The 19773-nt window shown below is 36.2% G+C and carries 17 protein-coding genes; 15 read left to right on the top strand and 2 right to left on the bottom strand.

From position 1 onward, the window contains the following. Positions 1 to 104: 104 nt before the first annotated feature. From nadE to ACS127_RS15735, 9 genes are all read left to right on the top strand, one after another. Positions 105 to 854: an NAD(+) synthase gene (gene nadE / locus ACS127_RS15775; RefSeq protein ID WP_440895976.1), complete on the top strand. Its 750-nt coding sequence runs from the start codon at positions 105 to 107 to the stop codon at positions 852 to 854. A gap of 93 nt (positions 855 to 947) precedes the next feature. Then, positions 948 to 1670 carry a YebC/PmpR family DNA-binding transcriptional regulator gene (locus tag ACS127_RS15770; protein ID WP_440895975.1) on the top strand — a complete coding sequence of 241 codons (723 nt, stop codon included), beginning with the start codon at positions 948 to 950 and terminating at the stop codon, positions 1668 to 1670. Positions 1671 to 1866: 196 nt separating this feature from the next. After that, positions 1867 to 2427, top strand: a complete 561-nt coding sequence (locus ACS127_RS15765) for a BofC C-terminal domain-containing protein (protein ID WP_440895974.1) — start codon at positions 1867 to 1869, stop codon at positions 2425 to 2427. 548 nt (positions 2428 to 2975) lie between these two features. Continuing rightward, a complete protein-coding gene (gene ruvA, locus ACS127_RS15760; RefSeq protein ID WP_440895973.1) occupies positions 2976 to 3590 on the top strand; it encodes a Holliday junction branch migration protein RuvA in 615 nt (204 codons plus the stop codon). A gap of 14 nt (positions 3591 to 3604) precedes the next feature. Then, on the top strand, positions 3605 to 4612 hold the full coding sequence (gene ruvB / locus ACS127_RS15755; protein WP_440895972.1) for a Holliday junction branch migration DNA helicase RuvB: 1008 nt from the start codon (positions 3605 to 3607) through the stop codon (positions 4610 to 4612). A 54-nt stretch (positions 4613 to 4666) separates the two neighbouring features. Then, on the top strand, positions 4667 to 5695 hold the full coding sequence (gene queA, locus ACS127_RS15750; RefSeq protein ID WP_440895971.1) for a tRNA preQ1(34) S-adenosylmethionine ribosyltransferase-isomerase QueA: 1029 nt from the start codon (positions 4667 to 4669) through the stop codon (positions 5693 to 5695). 26 nt (positions 5696 to 5721) lie between these two features. Further along, the gene (gene tgt / locus ACS127_RS15745; RefSeq protein WP_440895970.1) at positions 5722 to 6861 is read left to right on the top strand and encodes a tRNA guanosine(34) transglycosylase Tgt; all 1140 of its coding nucleotides are present in this window, start codon (positions 5722 to 5724) and stop codon (positions 6859 to 6861) included. Between the two features lie 20 nt (positions 6862 to 6881). After that, positions 6882 to 7199 carry a preprotein translocase subunit YajC gene (gene yajC / locus ACS127_RS15740; RefSeq protein WP_440895969.1) on the top strand — a complete coding sequence of 106 codons (318 nt, stop codon included), beginning with the start codon at positions 6882 to 6884 and terminating at the stop codon, positions 7197 to 7199. A gap of 1514 nt (positions 7200 to 8713) precedes the next feature. After that, the gene (locus ACS127_RS15735) at positions 8714 to 10252 is read left to right on the top strand and encodes a hypothetical protein (protein ID WP_440895968.1); all 1539 of its coding nucleotides are present in this window, start codon (positions 8714 to 8716) and stop codon (positions 10250 to 10252) included. An 82-nt stretch (positions 10253 to 10334) separates the two neighbouring features. Here ACS127_RS15735 and ACS127_RS15730 read toward each other — a convergent pair whose 3' ends face one another. Next, a complete protein-coding gene (locus ACS127_RS15730) occupies positions 10335 to 10718 on the bottom strand; it encodes a TIGR04086 family membrane protein (RefSeq protein ID WP_440895967.1) in 384 nt (127 codons plus the stop codon). A 606-nt stretch (positions 10719 to 11324) separates the two neighbouring features. On the opposite strand from ACS127_RS15730, the gene ACS127_RS15725 reads away from it, so the two are divergent. After that, complete coding sequence (locus ACS127_RS15725) at positions 11325 to 11966, top strand: DUF421 domain-containing protein (protein ID WP_440895966.1); 642 nt, start codon at positions 11325 to 11327, stop codon at positions 11964 to 11966. A gap of 9 nt (positions 11967 to 11975) precedes the next feature. Here the strand turns inward: ACS127_RS15725 and spoVB are convergent, their stop codons facing one another. After that, on the bottom strand, positions 11976 to 13517 hold the full coding sequence (gene spoVB / locus ACS127_RS15720; protein WP_440895965.1) for a stage V sporulation protein B: 1542 nt from the start codon (positions 13515 to 13517) through the stop codon (positions 11976 to 11978). Positions 13518 to 13635: 118 nt separating this feature from the next. Between spoVB and ACS127_RS15715 the strand changes: the two genes are divergently transcribed. From ACS127_RS15715 to ACS127_RS15695, 5 genes are all read left to right on the top strand, one after another. Next, on the top strand, positions 13636 to 13917 hold the full coding sequence (locus tag ACS127_RS15715) for a post-transcriptional regulator (RefSeq protein WP_440895964.1): 282 nt from the start codon (positions 13636 to 13638) through the stop codon (positions 13915 to 13917). A 105-nt stretch (positions 13918 to 14022) separates the two neighbouring features. Continuing rightward, the gene (gene secDF, locus ACS127_RS15710) at positions 14023 to 16278 is read left to right on the top strand and encodes a protein translocase subunit SecDF (protein ID WP_440895963.1); all 2256 of its coding nucleotides are present in this window, start codon (positions 14023 to 14025) and stop codon (positions 16276 to 16278) included. A 137-nt stretch (positions 16279 to 16415) separates the two neighbouring features. Continuing rightward, positions 16416 to 16748, top strand: coding sequence for a LapA family protein (locus tag ACS127_RS15705; RefSeq protein WP_440895962.1), 333 nt, complete (start codon positions 16416 to 16418; stop codon positions 16746 to 16748). 61 nt (positions 16749 to 16809) lie between these two features. Beyond that, a complete protein-coding gene (recJ, locus tag ACS127_RS15700) occupies positions 16810 to 19134 on the top strand; it encodes a single-stranded-DNA-specific exonuclease RecJ (RefSeq protein ID WP_440895961.1) in 2325 nt (774 codons plus the stop codon). After that, positions 19124 to 19636: an adenine phosphoribosyltransferase gene (locus ACS127_RS15695; RefSeq protein WP_440895960.1), complete on the top strand. Its 513-nt coding sequence runs from the start codon at positions 19124 to 19126 to the stop codon at positions 19634 to 19636. The genes recJ and ACS127_RS15695 overlap by 11 nt, the downstream gene beginning before the upstream one ends. Positions 19637 to 19773: the final 137 nt, after the last annotated feature.

Genomic DNA, 19773 nt, shown 5'->3' with positions numbered 1-19773 from the left:
TCATTTGTTTTGATAACCCATATAGCATTGCAACTTATCCATATTTAAGTAATAATAATGATATCAGAATAATCGTAGTCTAATGACAAAAGGAGCTTATAAAAATGCAGAAGAAAGTGAACTATTTAGTGAATTGGTTACGAGATCAAGTCGAAACAGCAAATGCCAAAGGTCTAGTAGTTGGACTGAGTGGTGGAATTGATTCTGCTGTTGTCGCTTATTTAATAAAAAAAGCTATCCCCAATGATTCTTTAGCAGTCATTATGCCTTGTCAAAGTTCGAAAGAAGATATAGAGCATGCGCAAGCTGTTGTAAAAGGATCCCAGATAGTGTCAATGACCATTGATTTAACACAAACTCATCAACAATTACTTGGAACCATTAGACAGGAATTAAAGCAGGAATCGGTTCACCAACCAGATCATGACCAACTAGCCAGTGCAAATTTAAAAGCGCGATTAAGAATGTCAACACTTTACACAATCGCAACCAATCATCAATATTTAGTAGTCGGTACAGATAATGCGGCTGAGTGGTTTACGGGTTATTTCACAAAATATGGTGATGGTGGTGTTGATATCAATCCTTTGGTTCATCTGACAAAAGGGGAAGTTAAAGAAATGGCACAATATTTGGCTGTACCGGAAGAAATTATTGTGAAGAAACCAAGTGCTGGTCTATGGGAAGGGCAGACAGATGAAAACGAGATGGGCACGACCTACGATTATATCGACCGTTATTTAAAGGGTGAAAAAATCCCCGTAAAAGACCAGGAAATTATTGAAACGATGCATAATCGCTCAAAACATAAAAGAATGATTGTATCCACACCAGCCCCATTTGAAACGGATTAAGCTAGTCTATCATATCTTTTACACAAGTTGACGACCTATGATAAAATAAAGTGTAGTGTTATTTGATTTTCTAAGATGAAAGGAGCAAGTTAAATGGCTGGACATTCAAAATGGAAAAACATTCAAAGACGGAAAAATGCCCAGGATGCTAAACGCGGTAAAGCATTTATGAAAGCTGCCAAAGATATTTATATAGCTGCGAAAGAAGGCGGACCAGATCCTGATATGAATCCTGCCTTACGTGGTGCAATAGATAAAGCAAAGGCTAGTAATATGCCAAATGAAAATATTGAACGAAATATAAAAAAAGCAACCGGGACACTTGATGGTGTCAGTTATGAAGAAGTTACTTACGAAGGCTATGGGCCCGGTGGTTCTGCTGTTATGGTTGAGATTTTAACAGATAATAAAAATCGTGCAGCTTCAGAGGTTCGCCACGCCTTTTCTAAAAGTGGGGGTAACTTAGGCGAAAATGGTTGTGTAGCTTTTCTATTTAATCGAAAAGGCTGTTTAATTATTGATCGCTCAACAACAGAGGCTGATGAAGATACAGTTATGTTGGCTGCAATTGAAGCTGGTGCTGAAGAGATGGAAACAACAGATGAAGTTTATGAAATTTATACTGAACCTGAACAGTTTAATGAAGTAAAGACGGCCTTAGCTGAAGAGGGCTTTGAATTTGACACAGCAGAAGTAACCTTAATCCCAACGACATACTCTAGTCTAGAAGAAAAGGATCAAGACAAAATGGAAAGATTAATTGATCGGTTGGAAGAGTTAGAGGATGTCCAAGAAGTTTATCATAATGCTAATTAAGCATGTGAAAGCCACCGTGTGATTAAATGGTGGCGGTGATTAATCAACTGCTGTTCTGAATAAAACTGGATCAAAAGTAAAGCCTAGTTTTCAATTTACTTTTAATCCAGTTTTATTTCTTTGTTAGAAAAAGTGTAAAAAATATTTTTTTGTCTATCCTATATAGTAAATACACACTTTATATGAGGTGGACAAATTGAAATATTTAATAGCATTGAATGTTGTATTGATGTTGGCGATTTTTATTTACAATGGTCACACTGAACAGGAAAATAGTGATATCAGTGAAGAGGATGCGATAGAAGTCACTAATTCTGATGAGTATCCCGATGATTTGGCAACAATCGAAATCATTTTGCAGAAGCAATATCTAGATGGGCGAATGGATACAGAATCATTTGAAGAGACAATTACAGCAATGGAAGATTTTTGGTATACGTATGAAAACTATCAATTAATCGATCAAAAAGTAGGCCAAATGGTTTTCCGAGAATATATTGATGATATTTCACCCTATTTAAAAGAAGTTGGTTATTTTGGCTTAGCCGATCAGCAACTTGTGATTTTTGAGGGTGAGCCACAATACGAGCAAAATATTCAAATAGTCTTTGATTTAGATCTTGATCATCTGACTGAAGACGAGCAAGATCAATTAAATAAAGGAATTAAAATTGATTCGAAAAAAACTTATCAAGAGGTGATTGATGTTTTCAGACATCAGATTCCTAGTGAAGAAGTGCATCGAGAGTCGGATTAACTCGACTCTCTTTTTTTGCGTGCTCAGAAAGTGATCAGCTTGTCAGCATTAGAGTAGACAGCTTTTCAGAGTAGGCATGGTTAACATCAACATTCTGAGTTTTCATTCAAAGAAACAATAAAATCTCAATAATTATTTATGGTGGGAGGAGAACCACGCTAAGGCAAGCTGATGGGTATATGCATGGGAATAATAAATAATTTTTTTAGTCTGAGTTTTAAGGAAGTCATCCAATAAGTCCGAAGCTCGGTAGATGTTAGGATTCTCTATCTGGCTTTTATTCATTAATAATTGACTGAAAAGTAGGGTAGGATGTTTTTATCTCGGACCGTGTACGTATAAGAAAAGAGGATTTTTGACTAAGATCCCTGCTTCCTTTCGATTTAAGTTGATTTAATGTTATTATAATTTATTTTGAATGATATGATATAATGGTTTTTTTCATCTGATTGAGAATGAATATAATAATATAGCTCTAGGCGAACATACGATTGTGTGGTAAAATAGCTTCAGAACAGGTATAGTGAAAAGTTAGGAGCGGATTGAAAGTGATAGCATATATTGAAGGGGAACTAGTAGAGATAACAGATTCATTAGCCATTATAGATGTCAATGGAGTAGGTTACCAAATTGTTTGTGCAAACCCATTTCATTTTCAAAATAATTTAAATCAAACCATTAAAATTCATACATACCATCATGTCCGGGAAGATGCCCAAATCTTATATGGTTTTAGAGATTACGATGAAAAATTATTATTTTCACATATCATCACTGTTTCTGGCATTGGGCCTAAGAGCGGTTTATCTATTGTGGGCAGTACTTCAGTTGATCAATTTGTTATAGCAATAGAAGATGAAGATGATAAATTTTTAAGCCAATTTCCTGGTGTCGGAAAAAAAACGGCTCGGCAAATGATTTTAGATCTGAAAGGAAAACTGCCGTTTGAGGTCAAACAATCAGCGGATCAATTTGACAGTAAGTCAGGAAAACCAGTTAAAGCAGCTAATAATCAAGCGTTGGATGAGGCTATAGAGGCATTGAAAGTATTAGGGTATAATGATCGAGAAGTAAAGACGATTATGCCACAATTAAAACAAAATGATACATTAAATACAGATGAACTAGTTAAACATGGTTTAGCCTTATTAATGAAAGCGTAAGCGGGGTGAGAACAATGGATGAGCGTATGGTGACAGGAGAACAGTTTGATGCCGAGGAAGAGATCGAACTTAGTTTAAGACCACAGATGTTAGGACAATATATTGGCCAGACCATTGCAAAAGAGAATTTGGCTATTTTTATTGAAGCAGCTAAACTGAGAAATGAACCACTCGATCATGTCTTGTTATATGGACCGCCTGGACTTGGGAAAACAACAATGGCTTCGATCATTGCGAACGAAATGAATGTTGAATTTCGAACAACATCAGGTCCCGCTATTGAAAAGGCAGGAGATCTAGCAGCTATTCTGTCTTCACTTGAGACTGGAGATGTTTTGTTTATTGATGAAATCCACCGTTTACCAAGAGCCGTTGAGGAAATTCTTTATCCAGCGATGGAAGACTTTTGCTTAGATATTGTGATTGGAACAGGGTCAACAGCACGTTCTGTTCGACTTGATTTACCACCATTTACTTTGATAGGCGCAACGACACGGGCTGGTCTTCTAACAGCACCGCTTAGAGATCGTTTTGGTGTGTTGAGCCGTTTAGAATATTATGAGATAGATGATTTAAGAGAGATTGTTGAACGGACAGCAACCATTTTTGATGTTTCTATTGGTCAGGAAGCGGCTTTAGAAATTGCTCGTCGTTCTAGAGGGACACCCCGAATTGCCAATCGATTGTTAAAAAGAGTTCGAGATATTTCTCAAGTAAAAGGTGAAGCCGAAATATCAATAGCTACGACTCAGCATGCTTTAGAAATGTTGCAGGTGGATAAAACCGGTTTAGACCACATTGACCATAAGCTTCTCTTATCAATTTTAGATGCTTTCCAAGGGGGTCCTGTAGGTTTAGATACATTAGCAGCTACGATTGGTGAAGAGTCTCAAACGATCGAGGATGTGTATGAACCTTTTTTATTACAAAAGGGCTTTATTCAACGGACACCAAGAGGCAGAATGGCTACCGAAAAAACATATCAGCACTTTAATCGTCCTTTACCAAAAGCAAAAGAATAGTTAGCTGAACTTAAATAATTAAGTAAAGATTTTAGATAATGTTAGGAGTCTAATATGAAGATAGAAGATTTTGATTTTGATTTACCTGAGCACCTTATTGCTCAAACACCTTTAAAAAATCGAGCGGCTTCAAAATTACTAGTGATGAACCGTGAAGAAAACAGTATGACTCATCGTCATTTTAACAATGTTTTAGACTATTTAAATCCTGGTGACTGTTTAGTACTTAATAACACAAAGGTTTTACCAGCAAGATTATATGGCGTCAAAGAAGGTACAGGAGCTAAGATTGAACTGCTGTTATTACATCAACGTGAACTAAATGAATGGGAAGTCCTTGTTAAGCCAGCAAAGAAAGTAAAAATCGGGACCCGAATATTTTTTGGTGAAGGGAAATTAGTAGCGACTTGTACCGAAATTCAGGAGCATGGTGGACGAGTTGTCCAGTTTGAATATCAGGGGATTTTTCTTGAGGTATTAACTGAATTAGGGGAAATGCCCTTACCGCCTTATATTAAAGAGCAATTAACCGATCAAAATCGTTACCAAACGGTTTATGCTGAAGCAGAAGGATCGGCAGCTGCTCCCACAGCTGGTTTGCACTTTACTGAAGACTTATTAGCAGCAGCAAGGGATAAAGGAATTGAGATTGCTTTCGTTACTCTCCATGTTGGATTGGGAACTTTTAGACCGGTTAGTGTTGACCAAATTGAAGATCACGATATGCACAGCGAATTTTATCATCTTTCTCCTGCTGAAGCAGAAAAAATGCAACGAACGAAAGAAAATGGAGGCCGTTTGATCGCGGTGGGAACAACATCAACTCGGACGATAGAAACAATTGCGGCTGAACATAAAGGTGAGATTGTAGCCGCTAAAGGTTGGACGTCAATCTTTATTTATCCTCCTTATCAGTTTAAGGCGATCGATGGCATGATTACTAATTTTCATTTGCCCAAATCAACTCTTGTCATGCTTGTCAGTGCTTTGGCTGGTCGTGAATTTGTCATGGAAGCCTACCAATCAGCTATTGAAAATAATTATCGTTTCTTTAGCTTTGGTGATGCGATGCTAATTATATAATTTTTAAATATGAAAGAAGTGAAGAAATGGTTGCAATAACTTATGAATTGATTAAAACATGTAAACAAACAGGAGCCCGTTTAGGACGTGTTCATACACCACATGGTTCCTTTGATACACCAGTCTTTATGCCTGTTGGAACATTAGCGACTGTAAAGACGATGAGTCCAGAGGAATTAAAAGAAATCGGTGCTAATATTATTTTATCAAATACATATCACTTGTGGTTAAGACCGGGTGAAGATATAATTAAAGATGCTGGTGGTCTTCATAAATTTATGAATTGGGATCGTTCCATTTTAACAGATTCTGGTGGTTTCCAAGTCTTTAGTTTAAGCGATCTACGCGAGATTGAAGAAAAAGGAGTTCACTTTAGAAATCACATCAGCGGTGAAAAGATGTTTCTCTCCCCAGAGAAAGCTATTCAGATTCAAAATGCGCTTGGCTCAGATATTATGATGGCACTTGATGAGTGTCCGCCATATCCAGCTGAGCACAAATATATGAAAGCTTCTGTTGAGCGAACGAGCCGCTGGGCAGAACGCTGTATAGCTGCTCATGAGCGCCCGGAAGATCAAGGATTATTTGGTATTGTTCAAGGCGGAGAATATAAAGATCTTCGTAAACAAAGTGCGCAAGACTTGGCATCATTAGATTTTCCAGGCTATGCTATTGGCGGGCTTTCTGTGGGAGAGCCGAAGGAAATTATGAATCAGGTATTAGAGTATACAACCCCCTTACTACCTGATCAAAAACCGCGTTATTTAATGGGTGTCGGATCACCAGATTCATTAATTGATGGGGCCATTCGTGGGGTGGACATGTTTGATTGCGTTTTACCGACTCGAATTGCTCGAAATGGGACTTGTATGACATCAAATGGCAGATTAGTTGTTCGTAATGCAAAGTATGCACGTGATTTCACACCCTTAGATCCAAATTGTGACTGTCATACCTGCCGAAATTATTCTCGAGCTTACATTCGACATTTAATTAAAGCAGAAGAAACTTTCGGTTTAAGGCTTACCTCTTATCATAATCTTTATTTTCTGTTAAAATTGATGGAGCAAGTACGAGAAGCAATAAAAGCAGACCGGCTTGGTGACTTCAGAGAAGAATTCTTTGAAAACTATGGTTTTAATAAACCGAATGCAAAAAATTTCTAGTTGAAAGGAAGGTGAAAAAGATGCAAGAAATACTTGGTTTACTATTTCCATTTATTCTAATGGCATTAGTATTTTATTTCTTACTTATTCGACCACAACAAAAACGGCAAAAAGCTGTTAACCAAATGCAGGCTGATTTAAAAAAAGGTGATAAAATCGTAACAATCGGTGGTTTACACGGTATCGTTCATTCACTTGATGAAAATGCGATTCATATTGATGTAGGTGGCGGTCAGAAGCTTACATATGAGCGTTCAGCTGTAAAGCATGTTGTTGAGGAAGCACAAGTAGAATCAACAGAAACTACAGAGACTATAGAAACAACAGACCAGGACTAAACCAAAGAAGGATAGATAGCAAATGCTGTCTGTCTTTTTTTTATGGTTCTATAATTTATCACAGATAACGTCCGTAAAACTTGGGTCAACAACGGGTTTCGATGGGGCGAGTAACCGCAGCAATGTTGTCAGGTTAGTACGACCGCTCCGGAAATATACTTCGCTTTCCGTGGGCTTGTCCTCAGCCTCCTCGAAAAAGAAGTACCCTTTTTCTGCGGGGTCTTCACACTAAGCTTTCCCACAGGACAAGGAAAGCGACGTCAGCGAGACATCGCACGAAGAAAATGGCCTTTTATTTTCGAGGAGTCTACGTCTATTTCCTACGCTTTGGTTACGTAGGATTCAATTTCTGAATGACCTACTCGTTTTTTGTCTCAACTTTTTTATCATCTACTTTCTCATGCAAAATGGAGCGTGTTCAATCATTCAAAAAACAATGGATCACACACTTTCTAGTGAATGTTCATCTCAGCTCAGCTGTTGCTGATATTTACTTAGAGTAATAACCCCTATTAATTATGGAAAAAGTGAGATGAAAAGACCCATTAAAAAATGATCAAGTCACAACTATCGAGAGGAAAGCATCTCATCTGCGGAGGGGGGCTCTATATCCATATTCTGTTTGTTCATGAATAAATCTTTTCGTTCCACCCTCTTGATCGATTACTTTGCTTAACCTGACAACATTGGTAATCGCACTAAGGAAAACTACGGAGCTTTACACCGCAAGAATAAGTGGTTTTCTTATTCTGAGTCCCAGGACGTGAAGAACTTAGCTTGTGTTCCTCATTATTAATCAGTGGGAGCTAGGGGAACGCCGATTAAAACCGTCATCTCCTGGGACTGCGATTACTCGTCCCACCGAAAACATTTGTGACAACATCTGGGGTTGCGGTTATTCACCCCATCGAAAGGACTTGAGACTGCGGTTACTCGTCCCACCGGAAACATCTGCATGACCTACATCCTGTAGGTCCAACTCCCACTGATTGAAGTTTCGCTTTATGGTGTTGGTGAGTCAAAAACACAACGCTCTGGTACTATATTTTTTTAATCACAGATAATTGCCTGTAAAATGAGGGTAACTATAGGCGCGCCCCGCTGAAAATAACTAAGATTTCGGTTACTCACTCGATCAAAAAGACTTGGGGCTGGGGCTCAGATTAAGTAAGATACTTATTCTTGCACGATCAAAGCAATAAAAGATTTTATTGGCGATCTTCTAAATCAAACGATAGCATTTGCCAGAAAGAGTTGGCGATAAAACAAGTTTTTCTAATCTTATAAAAAATTTCGTAGCTTTCCTTAGTATGATTACTCGCTCAACCGGAAACAATGGCATGAGCTATAGTGTGTAGATCTTATTCCCACTGATTTGAAGTTTCAATTGATATGAATTATTCAAATATGAACATCTTATGAACATCCTTATGACTATATTTACTCCCTTTGTAAAAAGAAGTATTATTAAGCAGAGTTTGTATATATTATAATTTTTTGAGAGGGGTAATAAGGTGGAACAACTTGTTCAACAGGTTGAAAGTTTACAATTATTGAATCATTTTTTATTAACTTTATTTTTGTTGATTCCAATGATTTTAATCGCTAGAACAGTCGTTGCTGGTACGCGCTATTCACCGATTTTAATCATTGTCATTTTTGGTTTATTAATGGGCTTTTTACTTGTAGTTAGTGATTTAGCGGAACCAGGACTGAGGGAATTTCCAGTACTAGAATTAGTATCACAAACAACAAATATCGCTTTAATTGTGACTTTTTTTGTTGGGGGTCAGGAGATACGAAAAATATTCGGTAATAAGGTAGGAGCAACAAAAGAACTTTTAATACATAATGAAGAGGAAACGGTTTTAGGAACAACAAGAACACAGTTGGTTTTAACTGTTCGTTCATTTCTTTTATTGATCGGTATTGAAGCAACAAATCGGCTTATTTTAGGCTTAAATGATGGTGTCTTAAGTAATTATTATCCGATTATGGCATATTTAGGTCTTGTGGGAGCTATTATCTTAATTGATAATAAGGCAAAAATACTAGAAAAACCTCGATATATCCGCAAAGGTATTCTTGAAATCATTGTTATAATTGGTGTTCTAGTTATTTCATTCCATTTAGCAAATGTTGTTCAGGATTTATTAACGCTTCCATCAATTTTCTTTGCCATGGTTATTGCTACAGGTATGGGAGCAGTTTTTTATAAATATGTTTTTGGTCCAACCATAAAAGCGCTTTTATTTGCTGGTATCCCAGCTGTTCTTGCAGGTACTTTTACAGTTGGAGGTTCACGAATTATAGAGGTATTTGAAATGACAGGAACAGGTGCTGTTTTAGGTTATGGTTTCTTCGGTCAACTTTTCTGGATGTTCGGTGGAATGGCACTATTAATTTATATTGGAAAAACAGCAGCTGTTCGTAATTTAGCACCAGGGATGGCTGGAGCTTTATCACATACTGGGTTAACAGGAGCATGTACAGCTGGGGATTTAGGTAATCGTGCAGCAAATCGTGCACCCATGCTTGTTAATATTCCGTTTGCCATGCATATTTTTGTTTTTTCAATATTAGGCTTAAGTATGGATCGAGGCTCATTATTAATGATTCCGTCACTGATCATGTTAGTGATTGGTGTTGTGTTAGTGATTATGGGGCTGAAAAATATCAAAAAACCAAATAAGGACGATCGGGCTGAAATGAAGTCGCTTTTACAGTTTGGTTTCGGTTGGCAAATCATTGCCATTTTTGGTGGATTGATTTTACTCGCATTTAGTTCACTTTCACTTGAATTTGGTGTCATGGCAAAAGCTTCGGCTATTTCTCATTTCGGCTTATTTGCTGGTATACAAGAAGGAATGTTTGGTGCTGAGGCTGCGGGATTAATCACTTTCACCTTTTCCATGACCTTTCTTGTCCATCCATTTGTTTTCTTTATGTTTGGGAAGGCGATGGAAAATAATGAGGAAATGCCAAAAACTCCTGTTTTAATATTAGCGATTACCGGTCTTATTGGTATTCTTGCCTCTACATTTTTATTGTAATTAGATTGGATAAGTATAAGTCATGATTTAAAATAAAGCCATATGGAAGCAGCCTGAAATTTCTGCTTCCATATGGCTTATTTTATGGGTTTGTTTTTCTAGTTTCAACAATATTTACACCAAGAATAGAACCAATAATTGTGACAATTAAAAAACCTAGATGATAAAGGATCTGTGCTAGCGTAAATTGTTCTCCATATCCTAAATATTGATAAAGATAAATCATTAAACTATAGCTTAAACTTAAGATTATTCCAATGATCCAACCTTTCTGTTTAGCTTTGATGCCACTGATTAAGCCACTAATAAAGAGAATAATAAAGGCAATAATAACTGCTAATTGATCCAATAATGGATTTGTCAATGATGTGAATCTTAAAAAGATGGCAAGTACAATACTTGATAAAATGAGCAATATAATAATGGAAAGCCAACCATACATAAGTGCTGTTAGGCGTTGTTTCAAAATTTTCTCCTCCCTACATCTTGTCCAAAGTCTTGCTACTAATATATGACACGGTATGGCTAAATAGACTTTGATTCCCATTAGGAAAGGATAAAATTTCAGTGGACTTTTTTATCACAGTTAACTGTCCATAAAATTGACGATAATTCCACTGATTAAAGTTTCGTTTGATGTGCCAAAGAGGTTGATTCGTGTTCAAATCGGTAAGCTTCTAACTTACAACTATTTTCCGGGGCTTGTCCTCAAGTCCCTTTGCGAACGAGGGACATGCTAATATTGATCGTAAAGGTTGGTTTTAGGAGAACATTTTTTTATTGGGTTTTCAAACTGAAAAACGAAGTAAGAGCAGTACTTATTATTATCGTGTTATTGCTCAGTAGTTTTGTTAATGTGATTAATGGCCTCGGCCCCGTAGAAAATACTTGCATAAACGGTGTTCTGTAAGTTTCCATTCCTGAGGAAAATAGTTCCTTTAAAGGACTCTCAGCTTGGTAAGATAATAAAACGGCTAAGTGGTTTTCTTGTTTTTCTAGCCATGATTAAGCTACATAATTTTAGTCCAATTGGGGATTTTAATCGTAATGTAGCTAAAGTGAGTGATAATTGATGTGGATCATGGTTAGCCGTACGATCATAACTTATGGTTTTATTGTTTTTTTCTTTCGATTAATGGGGAAGCGCGAAATTGGAGAATTAAGCCTATTAGATATTGTAATTTCAATTATGATGGCAGAGATTGCAGTGATTGTCATTGAGGATACTAGTAAAACGATTTTTGCTTCAATTATTCCCATGTTTATTCTCGTTATTATACAACGAGTAACTGCTTTATTATCTCTTAAAAGCAAGCGATTTAGAGATTGGTTTGAAGGAAAACCTTCAATTATTATTTTAAATGGTAAAATTAATAAGGATGAAATGAGAAAACATCGATACAATTTTGATGATTTAATCCAACAACTCCATGAGAAAAATGTTAAAAGTGTTCAAGATGTGGAATATGCTATCCTTGAGCCATCGGGTAAATTATCTGTTTTTGCGAAAGAGAAGGCTGAGTCAACAGGTTTCGTTCATTTACTCGTTGCAGATGGGAAAATTCAAGATGATTCTCTTCATATTTTAAACAAATCACAAGAATGGTTGAGAGAGGAACTTAGTAAACAGGGTTATCATCAGCTTGAAGAGATCCTATATTGTACAATTGATGCCGCTAATCAATGGTATATTGACTTACAGAAAAAACGCTGATTCGATTGATCAGCGTTTTCTGAAGAGTGGTTTTAATTCACTAAAAGTAATGATTTTTAGAAGGAAAAGGTAACAAAGATATAAACTAACTAGAATGAGCAAAATAATTGATAAATGGATAAGATTAGTTTGGTAATTGGGTAGCCATTGAATTAATCCTTTGCCTGTCAGAAAGGTGATGACCAATAAACTAATCATTTTTAAAATAGTAAGGAAGTCTAATCGATAGCCGACTAATTTTTTCAAACTACTGTAGTGAAGAAAGGTTGTTAAAATGGCCGTTACCGCAAGGGCAAGTGCAGTGCCGAAAATACCTAATGAAGCTCGACTTGTTAACATGATTAAAACAATATATTTAACGAGTGTCGTTATTAAAGTATTCCACATTGCAACTTTAGCAAAGTCTAATGCTTGTAAGGTTGCATTTAAAGGAAATTGCACATAAACAAATAAATAAAAGGGAGCCATAAATCGAACGATATAACTGGCTTGTGTATTATTGTACATTAGGTTTAAGATTGAATCAGAGAATAAAATCAAGATGATGGTTGCGATTGCGCCTGAAGCGAAAGAAATACGAATGGCTTGATTAATTCGATAATGAATCGTTACATGCTGGCGTTTAGCCTCAGCTTCACTTATATTAGGAATAAGCGCCACACCTAAAGCATGAGTAATAAAAGTCGGAAATAGTAATAAGGGAATCGCATAACCTGTTAAAAGCCCATACTGTTTCGTGGCAACTACCGCTGAAAAGCCAGCAATTGAAAGACTTTGAGCAACTAAGATCGGCTCAAGGAAATTGGACAGAGAGCTGATTAGTCGACTACCCGTACTAGGAATGGCAATTGAGAATAATGATTGAGCAGTTGTTTTGCAACTTTTTAGGGTTAAGAAAAAACGATTTCTAATTTTTGTTTTTTTCTTTGTTTTAAAATAACTTAAAAGAAAGAGTAAAGAAATAAGTTCACCGGCAATACCTGATATCATTGCACCAACAGCAGCATATTCAAGACCGTATGGTAAAAGCATTTTAACAAAGAATGCGATCGTTCCGATCCTGACGATTTGCTCGATAACTTGAGCGTAACTTTGAGGTTTCATATTTTGCAGTCCTTGAAAGTAACCTCGTAATACAGAAGTAAAACTAGTAATTGGGATCATTGGTGTCATCGCTAATAAAGGATATAAGGTCCGTTTATCTGTTAATAAGTGTTGAGCAATAAAAGGTGAAATGAAGATCATTAATCCAACAAATAGGAAGCTTAATCCTCCTGTAATGGCTAAAGATACGATGAGGATTTTTTTGATTTTTTGTTGATCATTCTGTGCATTGGCTTCAGCGATCCGTTTTGAAATAGCAATGGGTAAACCAATCTGTGATAATGTATACATTAGAAACAAAGTAGGTATGGCCATGTTGTATAATCCAATTCCTTCTTCACCCATCAGTCTTGCCATGATAATACGGTTAAAGAAACCCAGTAGCCGAGTAATTAGACCAGCGCCTATTAAAATAACCGTGCCTTTTAAAAAAGATTGCTTTGGCATAATTTATAAATCCTACCTTCTCAAAGTTATAAAATTCATATACAATGAATTATATGCATGAAGAGTGTACAAGCATGACAAGTTAATGAAAATTAACGGTGCTCAAGGAGGAATTTTCATGAATGAAAGACATATCGAGGATTGGAAACCAGTGATAAAAGAAGTGATTGAAAGTAAAGCTAAAGAACTTACTTTATTAGGGTATGGGGAAGTGACACCTGAAACGGTCTGGGATTGCTTATTAACAAAAGTATGGCGTAAAGAAACCAAGCTGATGCTGCATCAAGTAGTCGAGGATGTTTTTCATTTAAGCGGTCATGTCTATATGACATATTTAACAATGGAAACCTATCAGTCTGATGATTTAATGGCAACAATTGCTGCTTTGACTGATATGTAATAACGGTTTTCTTTCACACTATGGTAAGCTCAGGTATAATACATAAATCGAAGATTGAATAGCTTTACACTGCTTTTAGGTAGTTATAGGGAGGAAATAGGACATATGATTAAAAAAAATCGGTTGATTAGTTTTGGAATAATTATTTTAACTCTAGCCGTTGTTATTGGAACAACAGTAATGGATGCGGCACGTGACTTGAAATTAGGACTTGATTTACAAGGTGGCGTTGAGATTCTATATGAAGTGGAGCCAATCAATGAAGAGCAAGAGATCACTGTTGGTGTTCTTGAAGCCACCGTACAGTCTTTGCGGCAACGGGTTGATGTTTTAGGTGTGAGTGAACCGAATTTTATGATTGAAGAACCCAATCGCATTCGTGTTCAACTTGCGGGTATCGATAACGAAGAAGAAGCTCGAGAGTTACTGGCTACCTCAGCACGTCTTTCTTTTCGTGATGTGGAGGGGGAAGAATATCTAGATGGATCAGATTTAGTTGAAGGTGGTGCACGTCAAGATGTTAATCCCCAATTAAATCAGCCGATAGTTTCACTTCAATTAAAAGATGGGGATCAGTTCGGTGAAGTCACTCGAACTATTTTAGAAGATCAATCTATTCCTGATATATTAGTGATTTGGTTAGATTATGAGGAAGGAGATTCTTTTTATGAAGAAGTAGAAAAGGAAGATCCTAAATTTATTTCTGCACCTCAGATCAATCAAGTGTTAAATGATACAAATGTCCAAATTGATGGCAACTTTACCGTTCAATCTGCTCAACAACTTGCTGATATTTTAAATGCAGGTTCGTTACCTGTTAATTTAAATGAGGAATACTCAACTTCAGTAAGTGCACAGTTTGGTATTGATGCGATGAATGAAACAATTTTTGCTGGGGCAATAGGTATTTTATTTATCTTTATTTTTATGATTATTGCTTATCGTTTTCCTGGTTTAATTTCAGTTGTTACTCTTAGTTTATATATTTATTTAGTGATTTTAGTTTTTGGTTGGATGAATGGTGTTCTAACCTTGCCAGGTATTGCTGCTCTTATTCTTGGGGTTGGAATGGCAGTTGATGCAAATATTATTACGTATGAGCGAATGAAGGAAGAATTAAAATTAGGGAAGACAATGATAGCCGCTTTTGAAGCTGCTAACAAAAATTCTTTCTCATCAATACTCGATGCGAATTTGACAACATTGATTGCAGCTGGTGTCTTGTTTGTATTTGGAACTAGCTCTGTCAAAGGTTTTGCTACTTTACTGATCGTTAGTATAATACTCAGCTTTATAACTTCTGTCTTTGTGTCACGCTTCTTACTAGGGCTTTGGGTTAAAAGTAGATTATTGAATAAACGCTACTCCTGGTTTGGTCTTAAGGAATCATCCATAAGAGATATTAGTGACTCAACACCAGTCGAGGCAACGTTTTTTGGTAAACAATTTGATTTTGTTAAGCATTGGAAGAAGTTTGCCGGTGCATCACTAGGATTAATTGTCGTCGGCATTATTTCCTTAATCGTGTTTGGTTTAAATCTTAGTGTTGATTTTACCTCAGGAACTCGAGTTGAAATTACGACAACTGAAAATTTAGCCGAAGAGCAAATCATTGAGGAATTTGAAAATTTTGATCTAACTGTTCACTCTATCTCTTATTCAGGAAATCAAAATGAAATTGCAGTTATTCGTTTTGATGAGCCGTTGGAGCAAGACACAGCTTCGACTATTCGAACATATTTTTCAGACACTTATCAAGCAGAAGTTAATGTTAGTACAGTTTCACCGGTAGTCGGACAAGAATTAGCTCGTAATGCATTGCTAGCTGTTTTGTATGCTTCGATCTTCATCGTTATTTATGTAACGATTCGTTTTGAATTTTATTTTGCGGCAACTGCTATTGCAGCCTTATTACATGATGCCTTTTTAATCCTAACCTTTTTTAGTTTGTTACAAATTGAATTTAATATCACCATTATCGCAGCGATTCTAACGATAGTGGGTTATTCGATTAACGATACCATTGTAACCTTTGATCGAATCAGAGAGAATTTAAAGATAAAACAACGTGTACGTTCATACGATCAACTTAAACAAATTGTAAATGATAGTTTAATGCAAACATTGACTAGAAGTATTAATACAAGTTTAACTATTGTTGTTGCTGCTATTTTCCTATACTTTTTGGGAGCGAGTGCGATTGCTAACTTTTCATTTGCTTTAGTTATTGGATTATTAGTAGGAATGTTTTCTTCCATGTTTATCGCCGCTCAATTATGGTTAGTATGGCGTGGGAAAAGTATCAAAGATAAACCAATCGTATACGTAAAAAAGAAAAAAGTAGAAGGACCACAAGTGTAAAAGCCCTTTGAAAGTTAACAAAATTATTTTGTTTAACGATAAGTGAAAAGTGGTAAACTATATTGTAATGAATCATGGTTAATTAGATGTGTGATCAGTCAGCCTAGTTGAAAAATATAATTTTAGAGGTGATTGAATTGAAGAGTCAAGTATATATTATTTCTGCATTAGTATTTGCACTTATCATTGCCATATTTGCGGTTATTAATGTAGAAGCTGTTGAAGTAAACTATTTATTTACTAAAACTGAATCTCCATTAATTTTAGTTATTTTAACTTCTACTTTATTCGGTGGTTTGATCACTGGCGGTTTTAGCATTTATCATCTAATCAGTGTACGCAAGAAAATGCGTCTATTAGCAGCAGAAAATGAAACATTACGGATGAATCAGGCGCTTGACCAAGATCAAGATATTGAAACGGCAGAGGTAGAGCTTGTTGAAGATCAGAACCATTTTAAGCATAAATAAATAATTCATATTTGAACCCCTTGACTGACTCTAGTATAATGAGTTAGTCAGGGGTGAATTTATGTTACAGAATCAAATGAATTGGAATTTTACATATGAAGACAATCAAACCATGAAACATGCAGATACCCAATTAGATATTGTGAATCAACTCTTGCAAAATAGAGGATTTACAGATCCTCATGAGCTCAATCAGTTCCTTAATCCCAAATTAGATGATCTAAATGACCCTAATCTGTTGGATGGGTTGGAAGATAGTAAGGCAAGAATACAGTTAGCCATTGAACAAGGTGAAAGTATTCTTGTCTTTGGTGATTATGATGCAGATGGGGTTACAGCAACAACGCTTTTAGTTGAAACCTTACATGAGCTCGGAGCAATGTGTGATTATTATATCCCGAATCGTTTCACAGAAGGGTATGGGCCTAATCCACAAGCGTTTCGAGAAGCTAAGCGACAAGGATTTGATTTGATTATTACTGTGGATACAGGAATAGCTGCTTTTGAATCTGCTGAAGTGGCAAAAGAGCTTGGCTTAGATTTAATTATCACAGATCATCACGAAGTACAAGCGGAATGCCCAGAGGCATATGCGATTATTCATCCAAAAACGTCAAAGGATTACCCATTTAAAGAGCTTGCTGGAGTTGGTGTTGCTTTTAAAATGGCACAATACTTATTAGGGTATTTTCCAACACAGTTTTTAGACTTAGTAGCGATAGGAACCGTAGCTGATTTAGTGCCATTGATTGATGAAAATAGAATTCTTGTTAAATTTGGTTTAGAAGCCCTTTCAAATAGTAGTCGCCCGGGTATTTCAGCTCTTAAAGAAGTCGCAGCTATAAAAGGTGTTATTGATGAACAAGATGTTGGCTTCGCTATCGGGCCACGTTTAAATGCAGCCGGTCGATTAGAAAGCGCCTATCCTGCGGTGGAATTATTATTAACTCGTGACATTGAAGAAGGCAGTAGATTAGCGACTGAAATCGATTTAATCAATCAAGAGCGACAGCAACTGGTTAATCATATGGTCGAAGAAGCGCTTGAATTAGTTAAGCAAAATGAGAAAGATAACCAATCGGTTATTGTTGTTGCTAAAGAAGGATGGAACGAAGGTGTGCTTGGGATTGTAGCTTCGAAACTAGTTAGAACCTTTCAAAGACCAGCTATTTGTTTAACGTTAAAGTCAGATGACCAGATAGCAAAGGGCTCTGGAAGAAGTATAGCAGCCTTTGATTTATTTGGGAATGGGATGGAAATTAATGATCTATTCATTCAATTCGGTGGTCATGCTCAAGCAGTGGGGATGACACTTGCTATAGAACAAGTGGATACACTACGACAATCGTTAAATCAATTAGCTAATCAAGAGCTTCAGCCTGAAGATTATAAAGAACAGTTAAATCTTGAACTATATTTGGAGTTACAGTACTTAAATCTCGAAACAATAAAGAAAATTGATCAGCTTGCTCCGTTTGGTATGGCTAATCCTAAGCCGCTTTTTTATTTAAAGGGCTCACCTAGTGACATTAAGCAAATTGGCACTAATAAAAATCATTTAAAATTTATTCTTGAACAAAATGGTGCAAAGTTATCATCTGTTGGTTTCGGCTTAGGGGATCGAGTCGATAGGATGACGACAAATGATGATCTTGAGGTTGTTGGTCATCTGCAAATAAATGAATGGAATGGAACGAGGTCACCGCAACTTTTAGTTAAAGATCTTCGGATCATGGATCGGCAACTTTTTGACTACAGAGGTTCTAAGTTCTGGCTCAAACATGTTCAACACTTAATGACTAAAAATTATCTATGTGTCAGCTTTCAAAAGATCAATTCAATCGGCGATTTGGAAATAACACCGGTCGAACAGATCCAAGAACATGATATGAATCAAACAACGGATCTTCTTTTAGTTGATTTACCAGATCAATTGTCAAAACTGGCAACCTTACTATCGACAGTTAAGCCTCATAATATTTATACATGTTACAGCTTGGAAAAACAAACCGAATGGTCTGCTCTGCCAACAAGGGATGATTTTAAATGGTTTTACGGTTTTCTGATGAAACATGGTAAATATGATCATAGGCGTGAGCAGAAACAGGTTACCAATCATAAGGGATGGAATAATAAAAAAGTTGAATTTATAATAAATGTGTTTTATGAGCTAAAGTTTGTTAAAATAGAAGATGGAGTTGTCTTTTTAAATGAACAGGTCAAAAAACGCGATTTATCAGAATCAACTTTTTATCAAAAAGGATTAAAACAAAGAGAAATTCAAGAAGTGCTCTATTATTCAAATTATCAACAACTAAAATCATGGTTAATGAATCAAGTAGAACAAGCGGTCTCGTTGGAGGAGGAAGAAGTTTATGGATTATAAACAATATATTACACTGGTAGAAGATTGGCCTAAAGAAGGGGTTCAGTTTAAAGATATTACAACATTAATGGATAATGGGACAGCATATAAATCAGCGGTTGATGAAATTGTCCAATATGCAAAAGATAAACAGGTTGATATCATCGTTGGTCCTGAGGCAAGAGGTTTTATTGTAGGATGTCCAGTTTCTTATGCTTTGGAAATTGGATTTGCACCTGTCCGCAAAGAAGGGAAATTACCGCGTGAGGTCATTAAAGTTGATTACGGCTTAGAATATGGAAAAGATATTTTAACGATTCATAAGGATGCGATAAAGCCAGGTCAACGAGTTTTAATTACTGATGACTTACTCGCCACAGGGGGAACAATTGAAGCAACGATTAAGTTGGTTGAAGCATTAGGTGGGATTGTCGTTGGGTGTGCCTTTTTAATTGAACTGACTTATTTAAATGGTCGAGATAAATTAACAGGTCATGATGTATTGACATTAATGAAATACTAATTAATCTGACATGAAAGCAGCGTACCTATATCAGGTGCGCTTTCATTATATTGAAAATCACATAGTTTGATTTTGAACGTAAAATAAAGTTATATCCTATAATTCTTGCGAATTTTGTTGAAATTAATTTCTTAAAT

The sequence above is a fragment of the Amphibacillus sp. Q70 genome, from assembly GCF_052055485.1.
GTDB lineage: Bacteria > Bacillota > Bacilli > Bacillales > Amphibacillaceae > Amphibacillus.
The sequence above is the reverse complement of the archived record's forward strand: the minus strand, read 5'-3'. Positions and strand labels throughout refer to the sequence as shown.